This is a genomic window from Tenacibaculum pacificus (assembly GCF_027941775.1).
GTDB classification, from domain to species: Bacteria; Bacteroidota; Bacteroidia; order Flavobacteriales; family Flavobacteriaceae; genus Polaribacter; species Polaribacter pacificus_A.
The window spans coordinates 419614-444843 of sequence record NZ_CP115917.1 but is presented as its reverse complement, the minus strand read 5'-3'; the positions used below and the strand labels follow the sequence as shown (position 1 = coordinate 444843).

Genomic DNA, 25230 nt, shown 5'->3' with positions numbered 1-25230 from the left:
AATTAATCAATATATGAAGTTTAAATATTTGCTGGTTTTTTTCGCCATTAATCTACTTACTGGCTGTGCAACTTATAACGCTCAATATGCCGATAAAAAGGCTGTAAAATATTTGAATAAAGAAACAAAAAACAATTTAAATACTGATAAAAAAATCGCTCATACTTTTTATTTAATTGGCGATGCTGGAAATTCTGACTTAGGAAAAACATCACCTGCATTGAAATATTTGAATAACCATATTCGTACAGCGCCAAAAAATTCGACTTTACTTTTTTTAGGTGATAACGTGTACGAAACAGGAGTTCCATCTAAAAAATCAAAAAAATATTCATTAGCAAAACATCGAATTAAAGTACAAACCGATATTGCTGAAAAATTTGCAGGTAATTCAATATTTATCCCTGGAAATCATGATTGGTACAATGGTTTAGATGGCTTAAAAAGACAAGAAAAATTAGTTAAAAAAGCATTAGGAAAAAATTCTTTTTTACCCGAAAATGGCTGTCCATTAAAAAAAGTAACTATTTCGAAAGATGTCGTATTAATTATTGTCGACACTCATTGGTATGTTACTAATTGGGATAATCATCCTAAAATAAATGATAATTGCAATATAAAAACACGGAAAAAATTCTTTGATGAATTTAAAGGATTAATTAAAAAAGCAAGAGGAAAAACAACAATTATTGCCATGCATCACCCGATGTTTACCAATGGTTCTCACGGTGGTTATTATTCATTTAAAAGTCACATGAGCCCACTTCCTGTTTTAGGAACATTAAAAAATATCCTAAGAAAAACTACAGGTATTGCCAATGTTGATTTACAAAATAAAAAATATAACGAACTTAAAAAACACATTGTAACTTTAGCTCAAGAAAATGAAAAAACCATTTTTGTATCTGGTCACGAGCATAGTTTACAATACATTGTTGAAGATAATTTACCACAAATAATTAGTGGTTCAGGATCAAAAAATAGTGCTACTAAATTAGCTGGAGGTGCAAAATTCACTTACGGAAGTCAAGGTTTTGCTAAATTAGATATTTATAAAGATGGAAGTTCTAATGTTCGTTTTTATTCTGTAAATGAAAATAAAGTAGTCTATCAAACTACTATTTTCCCTGCGGATAAAAACAAGAATTTTATTACCTATCCTTATCGAAATATTAAAGAAAAATCGGCTAGTATTTACAGTGATAAGGAAGTCAAAAAAGCAAAAGCATTCGAATATTTTTGGGGAAAACGTTATCGAAAAGATTTCGGAACAAAAGTAACAGCGCCAACTGTAAATTTAGATACTCTTTTTGGCGGATTAAGACCTATTAGAAAAGGTGGTGGAAATCAATCTAAATCATTACGCTTACGCGATAAAAAAGGACGTGAATATGTAATGCGTGCTTTGCGTAAAAATGCTGTTCAATATTTACAAGCAGTTGCTTTTAAAGATCAATATTTAAAGGATCAATTTGATGATACATATACAGAAAACTTATTATTAGACGCATTTACAGGCTCGCATCCTTACGCACCTTTTACCATCGGAACGCTATCTAAAGCTGCTGGAATTTATCATACAAATCCTGTTTTATATTATATTCCAAAACAAAATGCATTGGGTTCTTTTAATACTGAATTTGGTGATGAATTATATATGATTGAAGAACGTGCCGCTTCTGGTCATGGCGATAAAGCAAGTTTTGGTTTTTCTGATAAAATAATTAGCACAGATGATTTATTAAAAAAATTAGCTAAAAGTGAAAAACACATATTAGATGAACCTGCTTATATAAAAGCTCGTTTGTTTGATATGTTAATTGGCGACTGGGACAGACACGAAGACCAATGGCGTTGGGCTGTTTTTAAGGAAAATGGACACACTATTTATCGCCCTGTTCCTAGAGATAGAGATCAAGCTTTTTCTATTATGGGAGATGGTTTTTTATTAAATATCGCTACCAGAATAATTCCTGATTTACGCTTAATGAAAGCATATCAAGAAGATTTAAAAAGTCCGAAATGGTTTAATTTAGAGCCGTATCCTTTAGATATGTCTTTAATTAGTCAATCCGATAAAAAAGTTTGGGATGCTCAAGTAAAACATATTACAGCTACAATTACAGATGAAATTATAACAGAAGCTTTCAATAATTTTCCTGATGAAGTACAAGGTGAAACAATTAAAATCATCAAGAAAAAATTACAAGGAAGAAGACAAAATCTGCAAAAAATATCTGATATTTATTTTAATCATATTAATAAATTTCAAATAATTAAAGGAACTAATAAAGACGATTGGTTTGAAATTAATCGATTACCAAACGGACAAACAAACGTTACCGCCTACAGAATTAAAAAAGGAGAAAAAGGTGCTGTTTTTCATCAGAGAACTTATAATCATTCTGAAACTAAAGAAATATGGATATATGGTTTAGATGATGACGATGTTTTTGTAGTAAAAGGTAATGGAAATAATCTGATTAAACTTCGAATTATTGGTGGTCAAAACAATGATAATTATGATATTCGAAATGGTAAAAAAGTAAAAGTTTACGATTATAAATCAAAGAAAAATACTTTTATCACCAATAAAGGACGTAAAAAATTAACTGACGATTACGAAATAAACATATACGATTATAAAAAATTAAAAAATAACACCAATGTTTTAGTGCCTATTATTGGCACAAATCCTGATGACGGTTTTAAAATAGGTGTTTCTAATACCTATACGACTTACGGTTTTGAAAGAAATCCGTTTACAACACAGCATAAAATTTCTGGGGCATATTATTTTGCTACTGATGGTTTTGAATTAAATTATTCCAATGAATTTGCAAATATTATCGGTAATTGGAATTTAGGATTTAACGCAATGTACACAAGTCCTAATTATGCTATAAACTTCTTCGGATTTGGAAATAATTCTATAAACTTAGAGGCTGATAATCTTAAAGATAAAAACTATAATCGAGTTAAAATTAGAAAATTAATTGCAGGTTCCTCTATTCATTGGAAAAGTGATTTAGCTGCTGAAATAAAACTAGGAATTAACTATCAATCATTTAAAATTGATGAAACTTCTGGTCGATTTATCACAACACAAACAATGAATTTTGACCGTCAAAACTTTTTAAATGCCGAAGCTAGTTATACTTTTGAAAACACTGACAATCCTGCTTTTACTACTATGGGAATGAAAACTGCGTTACAAGTTGGTTATACTTCAAATTTGAGTAATAAGAACAAGTTTGCATATACAATTCCATCTGTTTCTTTTGATTACAAACTAATTTCTAGCAGTCAATTAGTACTAGCTACAAAGTTTAAAGGACATCTTACCTTTGGTGATGGTTTTGAGTTTTACCAAGGAGCCAGTTTAGGAGCAAATAACGGATTACGCGGATATAGAAATGAACGTTTTACAGGTAAAAATGCTTTTTATCATAGTACTGATATTCGCCTAAATTTAACCACTTTAAAAACAAGTTTAGTTCCTTTATACATTGGAGTTTACGGAGGTTTTGATTATGGTAAAGTATGGATGAAAAATATGGATTCTGATAAATGGAATACCTCTATTGGTGGAGGTATGTTTTTTAATGCTGCAAATATGATGACAGCTAAAGTTTCTGCATTTAATAGCCAAGAAGGCTTACAAATAGCTTTTTCTTTAGGTTTTAATTTTTAATAATAATAATAATAATATGATTACACAACAAATAGTATTAATATCAGGAGCTTTATTTGGAGGCTTATCGATAATTTTTGGTGCTTTTGGCGCACATGCTTTAAAGAAAATTTTATCAGAAGAACAATTAAACTCGTTTGAAACAGGCGTAAAATATCAAATGTATCATGCCATTGTTTTATTGTTTATAGGAAGTTATTTCCCTACTCCAAATCAATTTATGAGTTGGGCTTTTTTTATAGGAATTATTCTATTTTCTTTTAGCATTTACGGATTAGTTTTATCCTCTGCAAAAGGAAAAAAAATGAAATTCTTAGGACCAATAACGCCTTTAGGTGGTTTATTATTAGTTATCGGATGGACATTATTATTGTTTTCCTTTATTTAAGCGAAAACTCATATAACTTTCCTCCTTTTCCATGTGCTTTTTCATCAGCAATATAAAGGGTATTATTATCTTTAAAAGTGACACTTTCTTTTTGAGATATATGCCCTAATGAAAATTCTTTAATATTTCCAGAGAAAAAATCATCATCATTAAAATCAGTCAATATAAAAACCGATTGACTATTTAATAAGGCTATTTTTTTTCCATCAGAAGATATTGCTGATGCTGTAATCCAACAAGGTAAAGCGTTACAAGTTTCAAAAGTTGAAATACGCTTTGCTATATGATTCCCTTTTTTAGCAGGAACTTTATATAATGTTGTTGTTCCGTAACTATTTTTAACTCTACTTTTAGTGAAAATATATAAAAATCCGTTTTTATATAGTAAACTTTCGGCATCAAAAAAACGCTTTTTCTTTTTAGGAGGAAAATTATTTTGCGAAGCATACGAAAACTTAATTTTTTCTACATCAACAATATCTTTTTCTAATAAATCTTGATGATTTATTTTAAGGATTTTTAAATTTTTACGTTTATTATCGTTATTTCCAAAATCGGCAATATATAAGTTTCCTTTTTCATCGGATGCGATATCTTCCCAATCATTATTTTTAGCATTTACAGCAACTTCACGGATAATTTTACCATCGGTATTAACACCATAAATAATTGCTTTATTTCCGCTATCATTAAGCATCCAAAGTAATTTTGAATGTTTTATTTGTTCAATTCCTGAAACTTCTTCTAATTTTTTTGGTAAATTAACAAGTACTTTTAATCCGCCAAAATTTTCACAACTAATTAGTGAAATAAAAGCAAGACACATCATTATTCTTTTCATAAAAAAACACTGTTATTAAACACAATGATACGATTTTATTCTTTAGAGAAAAAGCTTCATTATTTCTATAATTTTAATATGTTGTAAAAAACCTAGCCCCGATTGAAGCAATTGTTTGAGCTCTTTTTTATTTTTTTCTTTTGAAAAATAAAAAAAGCGAGTGCGGAAAGCGGGAAATTGCTTCAAAAAAAATATTTAAAAACAAAAAAGCTCCTCAAAATAAATTTTAAGGAACTCTTTTTAATATTACTGTTTTTTTACTTTACATGTTTAAACCGTTACACTATGCCCTATTTCTGTGGTGTAGGTTTCGTTGGTTACAGTATTTACATAATTCCAATTTGAAACTACAGATGCTTGATTTATTTGCAATTCCATAAAGCCTCTTTTCGAAAAATCGCTATACTTTAAATCATCTACTAAAAGCTGTAATGCCTTTTCTAATTGTAATGCTCCTGCACCTAAATATTTTTCTAAACCTGGTGATGATACCGAGCTTGTTGCCAATTCTACGCCTACTTTTTCACCGCTTACATTGGTTAAATCACTTTGCCAAGCATTATGAGTATCGCCTGCTAAAACAACTACTTTTTTATTTTTAAAGCTTGCTAAAAGCGCTTCTCTTTCCATAAAGTAACCGTCCCAAGCGTCTAAATTATAAGGTAAAACGGTTTTTATTCTAGCTATTTCTTGCGGGGTTAAACTTGGGTCTTTTTTCAAAAATCTTGTTTTGATAATCACCAATTCGGTAATAGCTTTCTGAAAAATACCAAAAGTCTCTGCCGATGCTCCTCCAGCTGCTGCTTCTGCCGAAACACGGGCTAAAATTGGTAACAATTCAGCAGGCATTAGCATTTTACCCATTAAAACTTGTTGCCCTATAATTTGCCAACTCGAATTTGATAATGCTATTTGATTTGTAAACCACGTTTTTTGAGTCGTTCCTAACATGGTTCTGTTAGGATTTAGCCATTCTTTTTGAAAAGAAGCAACGTCAAATTCTCCTTTTGAGGTGTAAAAATTAGCGTATTCTAATTGTTTGTCACGCCCTATAATTCGGGTATCTAATAAAATTAAATCGGCTAAATTTCCTATTTTTAAATTTCTGTAGATAATTTCATTATCCGCGATATTCGTCGTATTTGGTAAATATTCGCTGTATGCTTGTAGAGCACTATTTTTTCTAGCGGTATAACTTCCTTCGTTTTCTTGATGATTTTCAGCACCACCTTTATACGAATCGTTTGCTACTTCGTGGTCGTCCCAAATACAAATAAATGGTTTCTTTTGGTGTAAATCTTTTAGCTTGCTATCTGAACGATATTGACGGTAACGAGTTCTGTAATCGTCTAAAGAAATTAGTTCACCTTTTGGATTTGGCGTTCTAAATGAGCCATAAGTATTTTCGCCATATTCATAAATATAATCGCCCAAATGAATTACAATTTCGGCTTCCGATTTGTTGATTGCTTCATAAACATTAAAATATCCGTAAGCATAATTTGCACAAGAAGTTACGGCTAATTTTACATCGGTAGTTTTAGCTCCAAAAGTTAAAGTTTCTCCTATTACAGAAGTTGTTTTGTCTTCAATATTGATAAAACGGTAATATAATTTTTGATTTTCGGTTAAATCTTTTACCTCAACAGCTAATGTATAATCACGAGAAGCATCGGTTATCACTGTCGATTCACGTACAATATCTTTAAATTCTTTGTCTTTTGATACTTGCCAAACTATTGAAGCAGATGGTTTATTGGTTGTATAACGTGTCCAAATAATTACTTGAGAATTTGTAGGATCGAAACTTGCAACACCTTCATTAAAGTTTTCTTCGGATAAATTAGTAGGAATTGGGTTTGTTATAGGGTCATCATTATTACAGCTTATAAAGTTTGCTGCAAAAAGTATTCCTCCACTTGCTAAAAGAGTATTTTTTATAAAATTTCTCCTTTTAATATTTGTTGCCATCTATTTTTTGCTAAATTAATTTTCAGCAAAAGTAATTAGGCTAGTTTTCCTTAAAGTTAATTTAAGTTTATACTAATTCTACCAACCTCCAGAAGCTCCTCCACCTCCAAAACTACCACCACCAAAGCCTCCTCCGAAACCTCCGCTTCCAAATCCACCACTTGATGAACCTCCAAAACTTCCACCTCCAAAGCTACCACGACCTGAATTAGTTAAAATTATTGTTTCTAAAATACTACCTGTAATATCTCCTTTTCTTGAACGACTTCCTCCACCTCTATTATTTTTATTACCTCTAAATATGATAATAAAAAAAATAATTATAATGATAATAAATAAGATTGGTGGAAAGCTAAATCCTTCAGTTTCTTTTTTTCGAGTACCTTGATATTCGCCATTTAACGTTTTAAAAATAGCATCTGAACCTTTATCTAAACCTGCATAATAATCACCTTGTTTAAAAGCTGGAATAATATTTCTTTCGATAATTCTTTTAGATGCAAAATCGGTTAATAAATGCTCAGTTCCTTTACCTGCTTGAATAGATATTCTACGATCTTCTCTTGCTAATAAAACAAAGACACCATTATCTTCTTTTGCCTGCCCAAACCCCCATTTTTCACCCCAATTAGCGGCTAAATAATTAATATTTTCACCTTCGGTGGATTTGATTATCGCAACGACTATTTGAGTAGAAGTAGTATCTGAATATTTAATTAACTTACTTTCTAAACGAGATTTTTGTGCACGAGAAAGTAATCCTACATAATCGTAAACACTAGTTTCAAAAGCTGGTTTTTCTGGAATTTTAAATCCTTGAGAAAAAACAGTTTGAATACTTAAAAGTAAAAAAGTAAAACTAAAAAATAAGGCTATGTTTAATGTTTTTTTTTGAATCATCCTTTAGATATTTCATTCGACAATTCATTTTCATCATCAATTTGCCAAGGAAAATGAGCTTTTAATTCTTCTCCTGCTTTTAAAATACCTGTAACAATTGCTTGTTTAAAATTTCCTTTTATAAAATGAACTTGCATTGCATTTTTTGTAGTATCCCAAAAATTTTCAGGTACTACTTTATGAATACCATCGTCTCCATAAATAACAAATTTTTTATCATTTACAGCTATATAAATTAATACGGAATTTCTAGCTTTGGTATCAACCATTTTTAGCAGTTGAAACACTTCTAATACTCGTTCAAAAACATCTTTATTAGTAGATGCTTCTATATGAACTCTAATTTCACCAGAAGTGTTTTTCTCTGCAATTTGAATAGCAGAAATAATTTCTTGTTCTTCTTGAATAGTAAGAAAACTTTCTACTTTAGACATTTACTTTTATTTAAAATTAAAATTGATGTTTGGCGCGTTTTCTGAACCAGCATCCGATTTGTAACGATTCATTTCATCAAAATTAAAAAGACCAGCTAATAATGATCCTGGAAATTTTTTAATTAATTTATTATAAATATTTACACTTTCGTTAAAACGGTCACGCGCTACATTAATTCTATTTTCAGTTCCTTCTAATTGACTTTGTAATTCTAAAAAATTCTTATTTGCTTTAATATCAGGGTAACGTTCAACAGACACTAATAATTTAGATAAAGCTCCACTTAAACCAGCTTGTGCTTTTTGGAATTGTGCCATGTTTTCAGGCGTTAAATCTCCTGCATTGATATTTACAGAAGTTGCTTTAGCTCTTGCTTGAATAACATCTACTAAGGTACTTTTTTCAAAATCTGCAGCTCCTTGTACAGTTTTTACAAGGTTTCCTATTAAATCATTTCTACGTTGATATGAACTTTCGACATTAGACCAAGTTGTTTTAGCATTTTCTTGATACTCTACTGCTGTATTTTGAAAACCTACTCCCCAATTGTATAACCCTAAAGCAATTACTGCTACTATAATTATAGGTATAAATTTTTTCATCTTTCTTTTTAATTTTTATAATTGATTTTTAATTTTTTGTAAAGTTGCTTTTATAGCTTCTAATCTACTAATAATTTCGTGATTATTTATAACATCGGTTGGGTTTATCTTTAATTTTTGTTTTGCACCTTCTAAAGTAAAACCTCTTTCTTTTACTAAGTTAAAAATTAATTTAAAATTATCAATATCTTCTTTAGTAAATAACCTATTTCCTTTAGCATTTTTTTTAGGTTTAATCACATCAAATTCTTGTTCCCAAAATCTTATTAATGATACATTAACACCAAAAGCTTTAGAAACTTCTCCAATTTTATAATATCTCTTTTCAGGTAATTCTACATGCATTTATAATGTATTCTTTGTAGATTTTAATTAATCGTATGATTGTCCTTTTTGTTGTGATGCCTTTTGCATTGCTATAAATTCTTCGGGTGTTAAATCTCCATAATAATAATAAATAGGATTTACTGGTCTACCGTTTTTATGTACTTCATAATGTAAATGAGCAGCAGCCGAACGACCTGTATTTCCTACATAACCAATTACATCTCCTCTTTTTACTTTTTGTCCTTGTTTAGCTTTTATTTTACTCATATGTGCATAAACTGTTTCATACCCGTAACCATGATCTATATAAACTACATTACCAAAAGTAGCACTACGATGTGCTTTTTTTATCCTTCCATTTCCTGATGCAAAAATAGGTGCACCTGTTGGCGCTGTAAAATCCATTCCGTTATGCATTCTCCACGATTTTAAAATAGGATGTAATCGCATACCATAACCCGAAGCCATTCTTTTTAAATCTTGATTTTTTACAGGTTGAATTGCAGGTATTGAAGCTAACATTTTTTCTTTTTCTTTAGCCAAAGTAACAATTTCATCTAATGATTTTGATTGCACTACCATTTGTTTAGATAAAATTTCTATTTCTTTGGTAACGTTGGTAATCATTGCCGTATTTTTAAAACCTTCTAAATGTTTATATCTATTTACACCACCAAAACCAGCAGTACGCTGTTCTTCTGGTATCGGACTTGCTTCAAAATAAGTTCTATAAATATTATCATCTCTTTCTTGTAATTCTGATAAACGTTCAGATAACATTCCTAATTCTTTAGACATCAACTCTGCATGCAACTTAAAATTTTCAAGTTCTCGTTTTTGAGATCTTTCATTAGGTGACATTAAAAACTGACTGAATCCAATAAAACCAAAAAAAGCGATTAATAAAGCACTAACAATTATCAAGAAAGATTTCTTGTAAGTTTCGCTTTTTTTAGACTCTACTTTCCTATATGATAACGTTTCAGGATCGTAATGATATTTTACTTTCGCCATAATGCTAAATGTAATATTTTGTACTTATTAAACAGACTATTTTGTTTAAAAACATTGTTTATAACACACAAATCTACAAAATGTTTTAAAACTACTTTTATTTAGTTGTTTTTTAATGATAATTTAACAAAAAATAAAATCAAAAAAAGGAACGTTAAAAAACGTTCCTTTTATATTTTTATGTGTTTTATCACAATTACAAAAAATTATAATTTATTTAAAAATCTTGTTTTTTAATAGTTGGATTAAATAATCCAAAAAAACCTAACTCCTTTCTTCCAGTCTTTTTATTTACAATATTACCTTCTAAATTAGCGGGTGGACCAGAAAATAATTGCGAAAAGAAATCTCCATCTTCAACATCTTGTGTTTCTATTTGAGTTAAATAACTTTTAAAAAAATTATAATTATTAAAACTTATGCTTGATATTTCAACTTCTACACTTTTTGAAGTATACTCTATTTCTGAAGAAGCATCTTCACCTTCTTCAAAAAAGACATCATTTTCTATATAAAAATCAGTAAAAACAAAATCACCTTGTTCATTATAAAACTTATAAGTTATTAAGTAAAAATCTTTTTGATCTCCTAAAAAATCTTTAAAAGTTACACGTGTATTTTCATCTTCTTGTGTAATTTCCTTTATTTCAACTTTCGCTTTAAATAATTCAGGAATTGATTCTAAAATAGTACCATCTTCTAAAATTATTGTTAGCCAATAATAATTTCCTACAATTGGATTAAACTGATTTTCGATAGCATACTTTCCATCTTTTTCATCTAAAATTAATAAATCAGCTATTTTTGTATCTAAAATATTTTCTCCTTTAGTATACAAAGATACTTTTGCGGTATTAATAGGTTTCTTAGTTATTACATCTACAGGAACAGTTTGTTGTATATCGACATAAACAACATTATCTTGTGTTATTCCTCCTCTTATTATTACATGAGGTTCGTATATATCATCTAACGGAATGGTTTTTGAACAACCGAAAAAAGTAAATATGCTTATAAAAATTATGAATAATATATATGGTGATTTCATTTTTTTAAAATTTAAAATTATACGTAATAAATGGTATTGGAGCTCCAAACAACGAAAACTGTTTCTTGTTTAATGTTTTAGATATCCCTACATTTTGATTTTCATTATTAGAGAAAGTATAATAATTAGAAAAAGCATTTTTTCTTCCATAAATATTATAAACTCCAAAACTCCAACTTCCTTTCCATTTTGAATATAAACTAGATTCTGGCGTATATGTTAATGAAACATCTAATCGATGTGTATTTTTCATTCGGTATGCATTTCTATCAGAATATGTAAAAATAGATTGATTTTCATTTTCACCATAAGTACCTCTTCCTGTTATTAATGTAGTTGGTCTTCCTGATTGGAAAGTAAAAAAAGTTCCCATAGTCCATTTATCACTAAATTTATAATTAGCAGTTGCATTAAATATGTGAGGCTTATCATAATTTGATGAAAAATATTCGCCATTATTTATATTTTCTGATGAAAATTCACTGACAGTTTTTCTTTTAGAAACCGAGTACGTATAATTTAAATTACCCGTCAATTTCCCTTTAGTTTTATGTACGGAAAATTCTGTTCCATAAGCATATCCTTTTGCAGGAAGTAATTGTGTTTCAATATTTTTATTGATAAACAAATCGGCATTATTTACATACTCTACCAAGTTTTTAAAATCTTTATAATATCCTTCTACAGAAAAATTATAATTTCTATTTTTACTATCAAAAGCAAACCCAAAAGAATATTGATTTACCTCTAAAGGCTTAACATATTTTCCTGAAAGTTTCCAAACATCAAAAGGTAATGCAGCACTACTGTTACTCATTAAATGTATATACTGATACATTTTATTATATCCGATTTTTAAAGATTTTCGATCATCAACATCATATTTTAAAGATAAACGAGGTTCAAAACCACCATATTTTGCTATAGTTTCTCCACTTTTATATTTAACCTGTCCTGTTATTGTACTTGGTGTTTTAGGTAAACCCGATGCGTAAGTTGCCACTTCATAAGCTCCTATATTTCTAAAAAAAGAATAACGAGCTCCTAAATTGACTGATAATTTATCCCATTTTTTTTCTATTTCATAATATGGAGCTATCTCTAAACCTTTTTCTACTGATAAATCTAAAACACTCTTAACTCCTTCTTCATTATTGGTTATTTTTGCTGGTGTAAACCTATAATAAGTTCCATTGATACCAAACCTCATCTTTGTATCTAAATTCAAATAATACGTAAAATCTGGTTTAAAGATATAGTTTTCTACAGATGATGTCCACTCAAATGAACTGCCTGAATCTGTTTGTGAAGGACCATCATTTTCAGCAGCTAACGAATATTTATATGAACTATAAATGGTTGATAAATTCATAAATAATTTATTAGAAAACACATGATTCCAACGTAAGCTTGTAGTAGCATTATTCCATGAAAAATCTATTTTACCTGCTGGTTCAGTTTTTTCTGTTTGTGTTTCTTCATCAAATTCTGTTTCTTCTTCTCCTTTAAACCTCATTACATCTTTACCAAAATATCCTGATAAGTATAATTTATTATTATCATTTATATTCCAAGATAGTTTTGTGTTTAAATCATAAAAATACATTTTTTGATTTTTTAAATCATCTCCTGCTAACGGAAAAAACAAATCAAAATAAGTTCTACGTCCAGAGACTAAGAAACTAAGTTTATCTTTTTTTATAGGTCCTTCTAAGGTTAATCTTGAAAATAATAATCCTAAACCTCCTTCTCCTTTAAAAACTTTAGAACTACCTTCTTTCTGTCTCATATCTAATACAGAAGAAGCTCTACCACCAAAACGTGCAGGAATACCTCCTTTATAAAACTTTAAATCTTTCAATGCATCGGCATTAATTGCCGAAAAAAGCCCCCATAAATGAGACGAGTTATACAATGGTGCTTCATCTAACAATAATAAATTCTGATCAATATTACCTCCTCTAACATTAAACCCACTAGCGCCTTCTCCTACCGAGCTAACTCCTGGTTGTGTTAAAATAACTCTAGTTATATCTGGCTCACCAAAAAATGCAGGAAGCTTTTTAATCTCAGCTGTTTTTATGCTTGATACTCCTGTTAAAATTGTTTTAACCTGACTTTGACTTTTGTTTGTAGAGTTTACAACAACTTCTTCTAGTGCATTTTCACTTAAAGTTAATTCAAAGTTCTTCTTAATATTACTATTTAAGTTTATCTTAATTTCTTTGCTTTTATATCCTACATAAGAAATCTCTAAAACATAAATACCTTTTAAAATTGTCATCGAATAAAAACCATATTCATTGGTTATAGTTCCTTTTAAAGCGTCTTTTATTACAACATTTGCTCCTAATAATGTTTCACCAGTTGTAGCATCTTTTACAGTTCCACTAATGGTATATTTTAGTTGCTGATTTTTTAAAATATTCTTTTGATAAGTCTCTTTATCTTTAGATAAAATAATTAATTCATTTTTTATTTGATGCTTTATTAATGTGTTTTTAAACAGTAACTCTATGGCTTTGTTAACATTTTTATTAACTACATTAATATTAAATTTTTGTTGAATATTAACTTCATCATTATTAAAAACAAAGTTATAATTAGTTTGTTTTTCTATTTGATTTAAAATAGCTTCTAAAGTTGTATTTTCATAGTTTAGTGTTACATTTTTTTGAGAAAAAGTATTAGTTGCTGCTATTTGTAAGCAACAAAATAAAAAAATTGATAAGGTGAGTTTCATTAAAAACGAATGTTTTTTTGATACATTTTTTAACCCTAATTGGGTTATAAATTGTTTGTTTTTCATAGATTTGAATGTTGTTAAATGGTTTTGTTCAGTTAAAATTAAATTTATCAGCAATTTTAAATAGGAGAATTGCAGTTCTCCTATTTTTTATTTAATAATCCAAGTATTTTTTTGAGTATTAAAATGATATTCAAAAGGTTTTGTTATTTTTAAAATTTCTAAAATTTCTCTTATAGGCATTGTTTTTTCAAAAGTTCCTGTAAATTTTACATTTGATATTTTTTCATTTTCAAAATGAAACTTCAAATTATATTGATTCTTAAAATCGGTTGCTATTTCTTTAAATGTTTTGTTCTTAAATTGAATTTTACCTTCTCTCCAAGAAATAGTATTCATTTTATTTGTTATAACAGATTTAAAAACATGTTTATTTTTCTTCAGAATTCTTATTTTATCATTAGGTAACATTATCATTTTATTTTTGTCAGAATCTTTAACATTAACTGCTACTTTTCCTGTAAATAGAACAGTTTCATAATAATCATTTTCGTTATAAGATTTAATATTAAAGCTAGTCCCTAAAGCTTTAACTATAACATTATCTGGAGTTTCTACCGTAAAAGGATGTTTTTTATCTTTTGCTACTTCAAAAAAAGCTTCACCTTCTAAACGGATAGTTCTTGGAGAATTCTCTTTATATGAAATTTTACTCGAAGCATTTAACCAAACTACAGATCCATCTGAAAGCGTTACTTCCTTTTGTTCTCCGTAAGTTGTTGCTATATATATTTCTTTAGATTGTGTTATAAAATAGGTAAAAAAAGAAGTACTTAATACTATTATTGCTGCGGCAGCATATTTAAAGAAAAGCTTTTTAAAGTTATTTTTATTTTCCTTACTTTCTATCTTTTTGAAAAAGGCGGTTTTATTCTTTTCTATATTAGGTGTAGCTACACTAATATTTTCTTTAGTAATTTGATTTATTTTTTTGATTTCCTCAAATAATTGTTCATCATATTCTGTTGAGTTTTTCCATCGCTCAACCTTAGCTTTAAGACCAACACTTGCTGTGTTTGATACATAAGCCCAAAGGTCTGTTTCTTTAATTTTTTCTCGCTTCATAAGTATGAGATTTATTATAAAACGTTTCTAAACAACAAGTACCCTATTTTTTTTTATAAAAAACTCACTAATTCTTTTCTAAAAACTTGCAAAGCCTTTGAAATATGAGCTTCTACAGTTTTTATTGATATATTTTTGATAGACGCTATTTCAGCGTAAGTATGTCCTTTATCTCTTGAAAGCTTAAATATTTCAATTGTTTTTTGAGGAAGTAACGTATATACTTCTTCTATTGTTTTTAGTAAATCCCATTCATTATTTATTTCTTCTTCAATATCTTTATTTAAAACATACAGATTTAAATGTTTATTTTTTACGTTTTCTTTTCTAAAATGATCTACAATTTTATTTTTTAACGTTATAATTAAAAAAGATTCTATAGATCGATGATTTATTTTCATCGAATCGATATTTTCCCATAACTTTATAAAAGTCTCTTGTAATAAATCATTCGATATACTTTCATCTTTCACTATTTTAATAGCGTAGTTATATAATTTTTCATAATGTGTATCAAACAATACTGAAAAATCTACCTTTTCTTTTAATTTCATCAATTTTTAATGCTAAAAATTCACTTAATACGTTCTTTTAAATACGCTTAAATTAATCTTATTTTTATTCAAGCTGATTAAAAAAACATTTTGCTTTCATACTACTAAATATCTTATTTTTGTCTTTTTCAAGTAAGTAATAAAAATACAATACTTAGCAACTAATATAATAACTATTTTAAAACTACTTCTAATTAGCTGTTTTTTAATGATTATTTAACAAAATTTTCGAGCTCAAAACATATGAAATCTCAAGAAATAAGATCAAAATTTTTAGAATTCTATAAATCTAAAAACCATGCTATCGTTCCATCTTCGCCAATGGTATTAAAGAACGATCCTACTTTAATGTTTGTAAATGCGGGAATGGTTCCTTTTAAAGAATATTTTTTAGGACAAAAAAAAATAGTTGATGCTAGAGTTGCCGATTCTCAAAAATGTTTACGTGTTTCTGGAAAACATAACGATTTAGAAGAAGTTGGAAAAGATACGTATCATCATACATTATTTGAAATGCTTGGTAACTGGTCTTTTGGCGATTATTTCAAAAAAGAAGCGATTGCTTGGGCTTGGGAATTACTTACTGAAGTTTACAAAATAGATAAAGACATTTTATATGTTACTATTTTTGAAGGTGATGAAAAAGAAGGTTTAGAAAAAGATACAGAAGCATATGATATTTGGAAACAATACATTGCTGAAGACCGTATTTTATTAGGAAATAAAAAAGATAATTTTTGGGAAATGGGCGCACAAGGACCTTGTGGACCTTGTTCTGAAATTCATATTGATATTCGTTCTGCGGATGAAAAAGCAAAAGTTTCTGGTGCATCATTAGTAAATTTAGATCATCCGCACGTTGTAGAAGTTTGGAATTTAGTTTTCATGCAATTCAACCGTAAAGCTGATGGAAGTTTAGAAAACTTACCTAAAACACATATCGATACAGGTATGGGATTTGAGCGTTTATGTATGGCTTTACAAGACGTACAATCTAATTATGATACCGATGTTTTTACTCCGATTATCAGAGAAATAGAAACTATTACAAACGTAAAATACGAAAATACTGAAATTACTGGTGATGAAACAGATATCGCAATTCGTGTAATTGCTGACCACGTTCGTGCCGTTGCATTTTCTATTGCCGATGGTCAATTACCAAGTAATACTGGTGCAGGATATGTAATCCGAAGAATATTAAGAAGAGCTATTCGTTACGGATTTACGTTCTTAAATCAGAAAGAACCTTTTATCTATAAATTAGTCGCAACTTTAAGCGACCAAATGGGTGATGCTTTTCCTGAAATAAAAGCACAAGAACAATTAGCTAGAAATGTTATTAAAGAAGAAGAACAATCTTTCTTAAAAACATTAGAGCAAGGTTTGTTATTACTAGATACTATGACAGCTAATGCTGGAAGCAAAGTAATTTCTGGTAAAAAAGTATTTGAATTAAAAGATACTTACGGTTTTCCTGAAGATTTAACAGCCTTAGTTTTATCTGAAAAAGGATTAGATTATAATAAAGAAGAATATAAAGAAGCTTTAAAACAACAACAGGACAGAGGAAGAGCTGCAACGGCTATTGAAACTGATGATTGGAATGTTTTAATTGAAGATGACGAGGAAGAGTTTATCGGTTACGACACCTTAACTGCTGATGTAAAATTAACTAGATACAGAAAAGTAACCACTAAAAAAGATGGTGAACAATATCAATTAGTTTTTAACATGACTCCTTTTTATCCTGAAGGCGGTGGACAAGTTGGTGATGTTGGGCATATTGAAACTTCTAACGGAGATTTAATTTACGTGGTAAACACTAAAAAAGAAAACAATTTAATTATTCACTATACTAAAACTTTACCTTCTAATTTAACAGAAAGGTTTAAAGCTGTAGTAAATAAAAATAGTAGAAATTTATCTGCAAGTAATCATACTGCTACGCATTTATTACATCAAGCATTGCGTACAATTTTAGGAACTCATGTTGAGCAAAAAGGTTCGTTAGTGAGTCCTAAACATTTACGTTTCGATTTTTCTCATTTCTCTAAAGTAACTTCGGATGAATTACAAGAAATTGAAGATTTTGTAAATGCTCGTATTCGTGAAAACTTAAGCTTAGTTGAAAGAAGAAATATTCCGATGCAACAAGCTATTGATGAAGGGGCTATTGCTTTATTTGGCGAAAAATATGGCGATGCCGTAAGAGCTATAAAATTTGGGCAATCAATGGAGTTGTGTGGAGGAACTCACGTTCCACAAACAGGTGATATTTGGTATTTCAAAATAAAATCGGAAGGTGCTGTTGCTTCTGGAATTAGAAGAATTGAAGCAATTACAAATGTAGCTGTTGGTGATTATTTTGAAGATGTTGAACGCAACTTTAGTGATATAAAACAACTATTTAAAAATCCTAAAGATGTTGTAAAGTCGGTAACTAATTTACAAGATGAAAACACTGCTTTAAAAAAGCAAATAGAACAATTACTTAAAGAAAAAGCAGAAAACTTATCTGGTGAATTAAGAAATCAATTACAAGAAATAAACGGTGTGCAATTTTTAGCGACTAAAGTTGCTTTAGATGCCAACGGAATTAAAAATTTAGCATTTGCTTTAGGTAAAGATTTTAAAAATTTATTCTTGTTTTTTGCCTCTTCTGAAAAAGCTGATAAAGCTATGTTAACTTGCTATATTTCGAAAGAATTAGTTGAAGAACGTGGTTACGATGCTGGTAAAGTTGTTAGAGAATTAGGAAAATTAATCAACGGTGGCGGTGGTGGACAAAATTTCTTTGCAACTGCTGGAGGTAAAAATCCTGGCGGAATTCCTAAAGCTTTAGAAGGTGCTAAAGAATATATCGTTTAACAACAATATTAAAAAAGATAGCAGAAAATTCTAGCCCCGATTGAAGCATTTGTTTGAGCTCTTTTTTTGATTTTTCTTCAAAAAAAAGCGAGTGCGGAAAGCGGGAAATTGCTTCAAATAAAAATAATATTAAAAAGGTTCAAAGATTTAATTCTTTGAACCTTTTTTATTTCGCAATTAATTTAATGCTTCTTTATAAGTCGAAATTGCTCTTTCTCGGGCAAATTTATGTTCAACCATTGGCTGTGGATAGGTTAATTCATCAAAATTTTCAATCCATTTTCTAATATATTGTAAATCTTTATCGAACTTTTTTAATTGTGCTTCAGGATTAAAAACTCTAAAATATGGCGCAGCATCGCAACCCGTTCCTGCTGCCCATTGCCAGTTTCCGTTGTTTGCCGACAATTCGTAATCTAATAGTTTTTCGGCAAAATAAGCTTCGCCCCAACGCCAATCAATTAACAGATGTTTACATAAAAAACCTGCCGTAATCATGCGTACCCGATTGTGCATATACCCCGTTTTATTTAACTGTCGCATACCTGCATCAACCATCGGATAACCCGTTTCTCCTTTACACCATTTTTCAAATTCGGCTTCGTTATTTCTCCACGGAACGGCATCGTATTTTTGCTTAAAATTATTCGTAACCACTTTGGGAAAATGAAATAATACTTGCATAAAAAATTCTCGCCAAATCAGTTCGTTTAAAAAAGTTGCATTGGTTTTTAAAGCAAATTGCACCATTTTACGAACACTTACCAATCCGAAACGAAAATAAGGCGATAAATAAGATGTTTTATCGATGAAAGGAAAATCACGAATTTCATCGTAATTTGTTAAATTTGATAAATTATAAGGGGGTACTTTTATACTACTTTCGTTAAATCCTATAAATTTTAAAGAAGGTATTTCTGATGTAAATTGATAAAAATTATTAAAATTTATATCATGATTTTTTAAATCTTCTTCGGCATTAAATTTCTGCAACCACTTATTTTTATAGGGCGTATAAATGGTATATGGTAATCCGTCATTTTTGGTAACCTCAGATTTTTCAAAAATAACTTGGTCTTTATAGTTTAAAAAATTAATACTTTTTGATTTTAAAAAATCGCTAATTTCTGCATCTCTTTGTAAGGCATACGGTTCGTAATCTTTATTTGTATAAACTGCTGAAATATCAAACTCCGAAATTATTGTTTTCCAAACTTCAAGAGGATTTCCTTTTTTTATCAATAAAGATGAACCGACTACTTTTAAATCGGTATCTAACTGCTGTAATCTTTGATAAATAAATGAAACTCGGGCATCGTTTTCTGGCAATTTATCTAAAATTTCTTCATCAAAAATAAATATCGGCAGTACTTTATTTGATGAATTTAAAGCATTAAATAAAGCTACGTTATCTTCTAAACGCAAATCTCTACGAAACCAAAATATCGCTAATTTATTTACCATTAAACATTTTTTCTAAAATTATAAATCGATATTCGAAAATACTTTTTAATTGTTTTTTGATAAAAAGAGCTTGTGCTATATGTCCTAAAAAACCGAACGGTATTTTATAGGAAATTTTATCTTTCATTAAGGTATTTCCGTTTGGCAAGGCTTCAAAAAAATGTTCGTGATGCCACATTGAATAAGGTCCGAAACGTTGCTCATCAATAAAAAAAGCTTGTTCTTTTACTTGCGTTATTTCTGTTACCCAATTTGTTTTCACAAACGGAACAGGCGATACTTTATACGTTATTATTTGCCCAGGATATGCTTTTTTATCAACTTTTGAAGTGATATTAAAACCCATTTTTTTGGGCGTAATTTTTGCTAAATTTTCTGGTGATGAAAAATAATCCCATGCTTTTTCTAACGGCATTTTTAATTCTTGTGCTGTTTCTAGCGTATAAATTCCTGAGTGTTTTTTAAAATTCATCATTTATAAAAGGCTTGTTATTTTAGAACTCATTGGTTTTGTAATTGAGTAGAAAATATCAATTAATCTTCCTTCTTCATCAACTAAATATTTTTGAAAATTCCATTTTACAGACGAATCCATTTTTGCATTTTTTTCTTTTTCAGTTAACCATTGATATAACGGATGTTTCTCTTCTCCTTTAACGGCTATTTTTTCGGTTAATGGAAAATCTACTCCAAAATTTAACTTACAAAATGATTTTATTTCTGATGCCTCTCCAGGTTCTTGTGCTCCAAATTGATTACACGGCAAACCGATGACTACTAATTTATCAGTATATTTTGATGATAATTCTTGTAATCCATCATATTGCTTTGTAAATCCACATTTAGAGGCAACATTTACAAATAATATTTTTTTACCTTTATATTGATTTAAATCTAATTTTTTTCCATCAATTCCTTTAATTTCTATGTCATATAAAGATTGATTAGGAGATACTGTTTCCGAATTTGATAAAAAACTAAATAGTGTCATAAGTAGTATTATTGATAAAGTTATAAGTAAAGTTATTTTAACTATTTTCATTTACTGAAGCGTTATTTTTTCTATTGATACATTAAATTTTTCGTTCTTTTTGTTACCTATCAGAATTGCTATTTCCGAAATAGTAGTTGCCGAAAAATTAGCTACATTTAATGAATATCCTCTAAAAGATGCATAAAACTTATTTAAAGGCAAAACAATTTCTGTTGATTTATTAGTAGTTTCAAACGATTGCACATACCAGAAACGCTGGTCTTCTTTGGCTTTTATTCTAAACTGATAATTTTTACCATCGCCTTTTAACTTTATAACTAGATTTGTTTTTTTATCATCAAAATTAATAGCGATAGGTAATCTTGTCATTGCAAAACCGCCGTTATTATCTAAAGAAACAGCTCCCGAAAAAACAAGTTGTTTATCGTTATTCAATTTCATAGATGATGTAGATACTCCTCCCATAACATCATCATTTGTTATAATCCAGTTTTTGGGAATTGTATTTTTATCAAAAATTATTACCTCATCATTCATACATAAAAAAATAGTGAATAAAATTAGCCATTTCATTCGAGTACAATTATAATTTTACACTTACAATTCCTGCATCCATAGGAATAATTTGCCCTGTTATTGAACTTGCATCCTCTGATAATAAATAACTAGCCAAACCTGCTACTTCTTGTGGCGTTAAATATTTTTTTAGCGGATGCCTGTCTTGCATACTCTCTTGTTGCTTTTCGTTTCTTAACAAACGCTTTGCAAGTGGCGTATCTGTTACGGTTGGAGCAATAGCGTTAAAACGAATTTTAGTTGCATACTCTGCCGCTAACGATTTTGTTAAGCCTTCAACTGCCGATTTACTTGTAGCAATACTTGCGTGAAAAGGCATTCCTAAAGCAGAAGCAACTGTACTAAATAATACAACACTTCCGTTGTTTTTTGCCAAACTAGTTTCGTATGCTTTTAAAGTATTGATTGCTCCTATAACATTTATTTCAAAATCAGTTTTAAAATCGGCAATTTTAAGTCGCGTAAATGATTTTAAATTGATACTTCCAGGACAATATACCAATCCATTAATATCTTCTAAAACTGGTAATTCATCATTTAAAACATCACATGAATAATGCGTTACATTTTCGTGTTCTTCGGGTACTGTTCTACTTATATTGATGATTTTATGTGTATCTTTTAATTTATTTACAATAGCTTTTCCGATACCCGAGCTACCTCCTACTACTACAATTGTTTTCATAATCTTCCTTTTAACCTTTTTTCAATTTTCTGTTTAATCAATGTAATACGCTTCATAATATCCATTAATTTTTTATCTCTACTTTTCTTATAAATTTCATTTATAGCTAAAACTATTTCTTTAGCTTTTCTAGAAGCTACTATTTTTTCGTTTCTTGTTCTAAAAGATTTGTGATTTTTTTCAAAATCTAATGCTTCTTCTACTAAATTTAATGTGCTCATTTTAAATAATTTTGAAGTTCAACAATTTTCTCTGAAGTATTAAAAACACCTCCATAATAACAAGTTAAAGTAGATGATGCATTATCCTCTACTCCTCTAGATGATACACATAAATGTTTTGCATCTATTATTACTGCAACATTTTCGGTGTCTAATATCTGTTTTAAATCTGTTGCAATTTGATTAGTTAAACGCTCTTGTACTTGTGGACGTTTTGCATAATATTGTACTATTCTGTTTAATTTAGATAGTCCTATTACTTTTCCTGATGATATATAAGCTATATGTGCTTTTCCTATTATTGGAACAAAATGATGTTCACAATTAGAGTAAAAAGTAATATCTTTTTCTACCAACATCTGATTATATTGATACTTGTTATCAAACAATGCTATTTTGGGTTTATTTTCTGGATTTAACCCTGAAAATATTTCATCTATATACATTTTTGCAACTCTATTTGGGGTACCTTTTAACGAATCGTCATTTAAGTCTAAACCCATCGTTTGCATAATTTCTTTAAAAAGCATTGCTATTTTTTGCTTCTTTTCTTTATCTGACATTAAAAATGCATCAGGTGTCATTGGTGTATCAATACCTATTGATAAATGATTATCTCCTATCTCTTCTACAGACAAACCGTTATAACCATTTTTAATAGGGATATTCAACAAAGTTTCTGGCTGTTTCATATAGTTTAATTTTTATTTCTAAATCGTTACTTATTACTTTTTTTAATTTATTATGAATTACAACTGCAATATTTTCTACAGTTGGATTTAAAAACTCAAAATCTTCTGTATCAAGATTTAAGTTTTTATGATCAAAAGGCTCTAGTATTTCTCTTTTAATATGATTCGAAAGTATCTTGGTATCTATTACATATCCTGTTTCAGGATTAATTTCACCAATAATAGTTACTTCTAAATCGTAATTATGACCATGGTAATTTTCATTATTACATTTACCGAATACTTCTTTATTTTTCTCTATTGACCAATTATGATTATGAAGTCTGTGAGCAGCATTAAAATGTTCTCTTCTTGTAATAGCTATTTTATTCATTTATTTTATCTCTTAGAAACTTTATTATTACTAATACTTTTTTGCCTTGTACATTTGAACCTTCCTTTTTCGAAAATTCGTTTTGCTTGATGTTTAGTTGAACGTCCTTGAACTCTTGCTCTCCATAATTTAAAACTAGACAGTTTTAATTCTTTACGCATTAATTCAATTACTTGTTGCTCTTTTAAACCAAATTGAAACTTTATAGCATCGAATGTGGTTCTATCTTCCCAAGCCATTTCTATTATTCTATCTATATCTCTGTGATTCATAATTTTTGATTATTTTTTACCAAAGCGTTTATCATTCCTTTAAATACAAAAGCATTGAAATGGTAAAACGGAATACCAATACAGACGCCCTAAAACTCCTTTAGGTCTGAAAACTGCTTTTTGATGTAAAGTGTCATTTACTATTTTAAATTCTAACCAAGCTTCGCCAGGTAATTTCATTTCTGCAAATAACAAAAGTCTTTTTTCTTTTTTATCAGCCAATAAAACACGCCAAAAATCTAATGGGTCACCAGCTTCTAATGATGTATCGTGTGTTCTTCCTCTACGCAAGCCAACTCCTCCGAAAATTTTATCGGCATAACCTCTTATTTTCCATAACCAATTAAAACTATACCAACCATTTTTTCCTCCAATCGACCAAATTTTATCAAGTGTAAAAGCATCATCAGAAACTTTTATAGTACGTTTATCTACAAAACAACCATATTGTGGTATTTGAATATAATCCGATAATTGAGCTTGAAAAACACCGCTACTGATTGCATCTTTCCAACTTGATATTACAGCGTTTTGTTCTATTCTTTGAAAAGCTAAATCAACCGATTCTTTATAAGAAATAGGCGATATATTTAAAATTTGATTAATATTACTTGGCTTGGCAATTACCTCAACTTTCATACTATCTACCAAAGCTTGTGCTAAATTAAAAGACGTAGAAGTTACAAAGTATAACCAATACGACGATAATTTTGGCGTTAAAAGTGGTAATGTTAAAATGTAACGCTTAAAGCCTCTTACCTCTCCAAATTGTAAAAGCATTTCTTTATAAGTAAGTACTTCTGTACCACAAATATCAAAGGATTTGTTATACAATTTTTCATTTCCAACGGCACGTTCTAAAAAAATTAATACATCTCTAATTGCAATTGGTTGCGATTTTGTATTCAACCATTTTGGCGTAACCATTACGGGTAATTTTTCAACAATGTCTCTAATAATTTCAAAGGATGCACTACCACTTCCAACAATAATTCCTGCTCTAAAAGTGGTCAATGCATATTTTTTTGAAGCTAAATTTTTCTCTACCTGAAAACGAGAAGCTAAATGCTTAGATAAAGAACTATCGTTTACAATACCACTTAAATAAATGACTTGCTTACAGTTTGTTTTTTCAATAATATTTTTAAAGCTCTTAGCGCAAGTTTGCTCTAAATCTTCAAAATTATTAGCATCCGTAGCCATAGAATGAATCAGATAATACGCAACATCAATATCCGAAGGAAAAACAATTTGTTCGGTCTGTAAAAAATCAACTTTTATAAATGAAATATTATCTTTGTATTCTATTTCATCAGGAATTCGTTTTAAATCACGGACACAGCATATTAATTCATGACCAGCATCTAATAATTTCAATACCAATCTTTTTGCTATATATCCTGTTGTTCCTGTGATTAAAATTTTCATTTTCTTGAT

The 25230-nt window shown here is 29.1% G+C and carries 24 protein-coding genes; 3 read left to right on the top strand and 21 right to left on the bottom strand.

All coding sequences use genetic code 11. The features are described 5' to 3' along the window. Positions 1 to 13 precede the first annotated feature (13 nt). Positions 14 to 3694, top strand: a complete 3681-nt coding sequence (locus tag PG913_RS02015; RefSeq protein WP_271231402.1) for a metallophosphoesterase — start codon at positions 14 to 16, stop codon at positions 3692 to 3694. A 16-nt stretch (positions 3695 to 3710) separates the two neighbouring features. Beyond that, a complete protein-coding gene (locus tag PG913_RS02010; RefSeq protein WP_271231401.1) occupies positions 3711 to 4082 on the top strand; it encodes a DUF423 domain-containing protein in 372 nt (123 codons plus the stop codon). Here PG913_RS02010 and PG913_RS02005 read toward each other — a convergent pair. The 11 genes from PG913_RS02005 to PG913_RS01955 all read right to left on the bottom strand — a co-directional run bounded on the left by PG913_RS02005 (position 4075) and on the right by PG913_RS01955 (position 15645). Beyond that, on the bottom strand, positions 4075 to 4923 hold the full coding sequence (locus PG913_RS02005; RefSeq protein WP_271231400.1) for an NHL repeat-containing protein: 849 nt from the start codon (positions 4921 to 4923) through the stop codon (positions 4075 to 4077). The two genes, PG913_RS02010 and PG913_RS02005, sit on opposite strands and share 8 nt — an antisense overlap. Before the next feature lie 270 nt (positions 4924 to 5193). Next, positions 5194 to 6894: an alkaline phosphatase D family protein gene (locus tag PG913_RS02000; protein WP_271231399.1), complete on the bottom strand. Its 1701-nt coding sequence runs from the start codon at positions 6892 to 6894 to the stop codon at positions 5194 to 5196. A 78-nt stretch (positions 6895 to 6972) separates the two neighbouring features. Then, positions 6973 to 7794 carry a TPM domain-containing protein gene (locus PG913_RS01995; protein ID WP_271231398.1) on the bottom strand — a complete coding sequence of 274 codons (822 nt, stop codon included), beginning with the start codon at positions 7792 to 7794 and terminating at the stop codon, positions 6973 to 6975. After that, entirely contained in the window at positions 7791 to 8228 is a 438-nt protein-coding gene (locus PG913_RS01990; RefSeq protein WP_271231397.1) for a TPM domain-containing protein, read from the bottom strand. Before PG913_RS01990 ends, PG913_RS01995 begins: the two co-directional genes overlap by 4 nt. 6 nt (positions 8229 to 8234) lie before the next feature. Then, complete coding sequence (locus PG913_RS01985) at positions 8235 to 8831, bottom strand: LemA family protein (protein WP_271231396.1); 597 nt, start codon at positions 8829 to 8831, stop codon at positions 8235 to 8237. Positions 8832 to 8846: 15 nt separating this feature from the next. Next, complete coding sequence (locus PG913_RS01980; protein ID WP_271231395.1) at positions 8847 to 9176, bottom strand: MerR family transcriptional regulator; 330 nt, start codon at positions 9174 to 9176, stop codon at positions 8847 to 8849. A 27-nt stretch (positions 9177 to 9203) separates the two neighbouring features. After that, positions 9204 to 10172 carry a M23 family metallopeptidase gene (locus PG913_RS01975; RefSeq protein WP_271231394.1) on the bottom strand — a complete coding sequence of 323 codons (969 nt, stop codon included), beginning with the start codon at positions 10170 to 10172 and terminating at the stop codon, positions 9204 to 9206. 217 nt (positions 10173 to 10389) lie between these two features. Then, complete coding sequence (locus PG913_RS01970; protein ID WP_271231393.1) at positions 10390 to 11220, bottom strand: DUF4249 domain-containing protein; 831 nt, start codon at positions 11218 to 11220, stop codon at positions 10390 to 10392. 4 nt (positions 11221 to 11224) lie between these two features. Next, positions 11225 to 14029, bottom strand: a complete 2805-nt coding sequence (locus tag PG913_RS01965; protein WP_271231392.1) for a TonB-dependent receptor — start codon at positions 14027 to 14029, stop codon at positions 11225 to 11227. Positions 14030 to 14116: 87 nt separating this feature from the next. Then, positions 14117 to 15091, bottom strand: a complete 975-nt coding sequence (locus tag PG913_RS01960; protein ID WP_271231391.1) for a FecR family protein — start codon at positions 15089 to 15091, stop codon at positions 14117 to 14119. Between the two features lie 53 nt (positions 15092 to 15144). Continuing rightward, complete coding sequence (locus PG913_RS01955) at positions 15145 to 15645, bottom strand: sigma-70 family RNA polymerase sigma factor (RefSeq protein ID WP_271231390.1); 501 nt, start codon at positions 15643 to 15645, stop codon at positions 15145 to 15147. 243 nt (positions 15646 to 15888) lie between these two features. Here PG913_RS01955 and alaS point away from each other — a divergent pair, with 243 nt between their 5' ends. After that, positions 15889 to 18516, top strand: a complete 2628-nt coding sequence (gene alaS / locus PG913_RS01950; protein WP_271231389.1) for an alanine--tRNA ligase — start codon at positions 15889 to 15891, stop codon at positions 18514 to 18516. Between the two features lie 177 nt (positions 18517 to 18693). Here the strand turns inward: alaS and PG913_RS01945 are convergent, their stop codons facing one another. From PG913_RS01945 to PG913_RS01900, 10 genes are read right to left on the bottom strand one after another with little or no spacing between them, the layout of a single operon-like run. Next, positions 18694 to 19980, bottom strand: coding sequence for a cryptochrome/photolyase family protein (locus PG913_RS01945; RefSeq protein WP_271231388.1), 1287 nt, complete (start codon positions 19978 to 19980; stop codon positions 18694 to 18696). Beyond that, positions 19970 to 20455: an SRPBCC family protein gene (locus PG913_RS01940; RefSeq protein ID WP_271231387.1), complete on the bottom strand. Its 486-nt coding sequence runs from the start codon at positions 20453 to 20455 to the stop codon at positions 19970 to 19972. Before PG913_RS01940 ends, PG913_RS01945 begins: the two co-directional genes overlap by 11 nt. Further along, entirely contained in the window at positions 20456 to 20971 is a 516-nt protein-coding gene (locus PG913_RS01935) for a glutathione peroxidase (RefSeq protein WP_271232111.1), read from the bottom strand. 51 nt (positions 20972 to 21022) lie between these two features. Beyond that, positions 21023 to 21547 (bottom strand): CIA30 family protein, encoded by a 525-nt coding sequence (locus PG913_RS01930; RefSeq protein WP_271231386.1) that lies wholly within the window; start codon positions 21545 to 21547, stop codon positions 21023 to 21025. Positions 21548 to 21557: 10 nt separating this feature from the next. Then, positions 21558 to 22235 (bottom strand): SDR family NAD(P)-dependent oxidoreductase, encoded by a 678-nt coding sequence (locus PG913_RS01925; protein ID WP_271231385.1) that lies wholly within the window; start codon positions 22233 to 22235, stop codon positions 21558 to 21560. Then, positions 22232 to 22456, bottom strand: coding sequence for a hypothetical protein (locus tag PG913_RS01920; RefSeq protein WP_193701602.1), 225 nt, complete (start codon positions 22454 to 22456; stop codon positions 22232 to 22234). Before PG913_RS01920 ends, PG913_RS01925 begins: the two co-directional genes overlap by 4 nt. Further along, positions 22453 to 23148, bottom strand: coding sequence for a GTP cyclohydrolase I FolE (folE, locus tag PG913_RS01915; RefSeq protein WP_193701601.1), 696 nt, complete (start codon positions 23146 to 23148; stop codon positions 22453 to 22455). Before folE ends, PG913_RS01920 begins: the two co-directional genes overlap by 4 nt. After that, entirely contained in the window at positions 23111 to 23521 is a 411-nt protein-coding gene (locus tag PG913_RS01910; protein WP_193701600.1) for a 6-pyruvoyl trahydropterin synthase family protein, read from the bottom strand. Before PG913_RS01910 ends, folE begins: the two co-directional genes overlap by 38 nt. A 5-nt stretch (positions 23522 to 23526) precedes the next feature. Further along, positions 23527 to 23793, bottom strand: coding sequence for a TIGR03643 family protein (locus tag PG913_RS01905; protein WP_101955010.1), 267 nt, complete (start codon positions 23791 to 23793; stop codon positions 23527 to 23529). Between the two features lie 39 nt (positions 23794 to 23832). Then, complete coding sequence (locus tag PG913_RS01900) at positions 23833 to 25221, bottom strand: SDR family oxidoreductase (protein WP_333780772.1); 1389 nt, start codon at positions 25219 to 25221, stop codon at positions 23833 to 23835. Between the last annotated feature and the right edge of the window lie 9 nt (positions 25222 to 25230).

What these genes read in the sequence shown, in the direction of transcription:
- PG913_RS02000 (WP_271231399.1), bottom strand. Translation starts at nt 6,894, where the DNA reads ATGGCAACAAATATTAAAAGGAGAAATTTTATAAAAAATACTCTTTTA.
- PG913_RS01995 (WP_271231398.1), bottom strand. Translation starts at nt 7,794, where the DNA reads ATGATTCAAAAAAAAACATTAAACATAGCCTTATTTTTTAGTTTTACT.
- PG913_RS01945 (WP_271231388.1), bottom strand. Translation starts at nt 19,980, where the DNA reads ATGGTAAATAAATTAGCGATATTTTGGTTTCGTAGAGATTTGCGTTTA.
- PG913_RS01985 (WP_271231396.1), bottom strand. Translation starts at nt 8,831, where the DNA reads ATGAAAAAATTTATACCTATAATTATAGTAGCAGTAATTGCTTTAGGG.
- alaS (WP_271231389.1), top strand. Translation starts at nt 15,889, where the DNA reads ATGAAATCTCAAGAAATAAGATCAAAATTTTTAGAATTCTATAAATCT.
- PG913_RS01975 (WP_271231394.1), bottom strand. Translation starts at nt 10,172, where the DNA reads ATGGCGAAAGTAAAATATCATTACGATCCTGAAACGTTATCATATAGG.
- PG913_RS01960 (WP_271231391.1), bottom strand. Translation starts at nt 15,091, where the DNA reads ATGAAGCGAGAAAAAATTAAAGAAACAGACCTTTGGGCTTATGTATCA.
- PG913_RS01955 (WP_271231390.1), bottom strand. Translation starts at nt 15,645, where the DNA reads ATGAAATTAAAAGAAAAGGTAGATTTTTCAGTATTGTTTGATACACAT.
- PG913_RS01930 (WP_271231386.1), bottom strand. Translation starts at nt 21,547, where the DNA reads ATGAAATGGCTAATTTTATTCACTATTTTTTTATGTATGAATGATGAG.
- PG913_RS01905 (WP_101955010.1), bottom strand. Translation starts at nt 23,793, where the DNA reads ATGAATCACAGAGATATAGATAGAATAATAGAAATGGCTTGGGAAGAT.
- PG913_RS01920 (WP_193701602.1), bottom strand. Translation starts at nt 22,456, where the DNA reads ATGAGCACATTAAATTTAGTAGAAGAAGCATTAGATTTTGAAAAAAAT.
- folE (WP_193701601.1), bottom strand. Translation starts at nt 23,148, where the DNA reads ATGAAACAGCCAGAAACTTTGTTGAATATCCCTATTAAAAATGGTTAT.
- PG913_RS01925 (WP_271231385.1), bottom strand. Translation starts at nt 22,235, where the DNA reads ATGAAAACAATTGTAGTAGTAGGAGGTAGCTCGGGTATCGGAAAAGCT.
- PG913_RS01980 (WP_271231395.1), bottom strand. Translation starts at nt 9,176, where the DNA reads ATGCATGTAGAATTACCTGAAAAGAGATATTATAAAATTGGAGAAGTT.
- PG913_RS02005 (WP_271231400.1), bottom strand. Translation starts at nt 4,923, where the DNA reads ATGAAAAGAATAATGATGTGTCTTGCTTTTATTTCACTAATTAGTTGT.
- PG913_RS01965 (WP_271231392.1), bottom strand. Translation starts at nt 14,029, where the DNA reads ATGAAAAACAAACAATTTATAACCCAATTAGGGTTAAAAAATGTATCA.
- PG913_RS01970 (WP_271231393.1), bottom strand. Translation starts at nt 11,220, where the DNA reads ATGAAATCACCATATATATTATTCATAATTTTTATAAGCATATTTACT.
- PG913_RS01910 (WP_193701600.1), bottom strand. Translation starts at nt 23,521, where the DNA reads ATGAATAAAATAGCTATTACAAGAAGAGAACATTTTAATGCTGCTCAC.
- PG913_RS02015 (WP_271231402.1), top strand. Translation starts at nt 14, where the DNA reads ATGAAGTTTAAATATTTGCTGGTTTTTTTCGCCATTAATCTACTTACT.
- PG913_RS01935 (WP_271232111.1), bottom strand. Translation starts at nt 20,971, where the DNA reads ATGACACTATTTAGTTTTTTATCAAATTCGGAAACAGTATCTCCTAAT.
- PG913_RS01900 (WP_333780772.1), bottom strand. Translation starts at nt 25,221, where the DNA reads ATGAAAATTTTAATCACAGGAACAACAGGATATATAGCAAAAAGATTG.
- PG913_RS01990 (WP_271231397.1), bottom strand. Translation starts at nt 8,228, where the DNA reads ATGTCTAAAGTAGAAAGTTTTCTTACTATTCAAGAAGAACAAGAAATT.
- PG913_RS02010 (WP_271231401.1), top strand. Translation starts at nt 3,711, where the DNA reads ATGATTACACAACAAATAGTATTAATATCAGGAGCTTTATTTGGAGGC.
- PG913_RS01940 (WP_271231387.1), bottom strand. Translation starts at nt 20,455, where the DNA reads ATGATGAATTTTAAAAAACACTCAGGAATTTATACGCTAGAAACAGCA.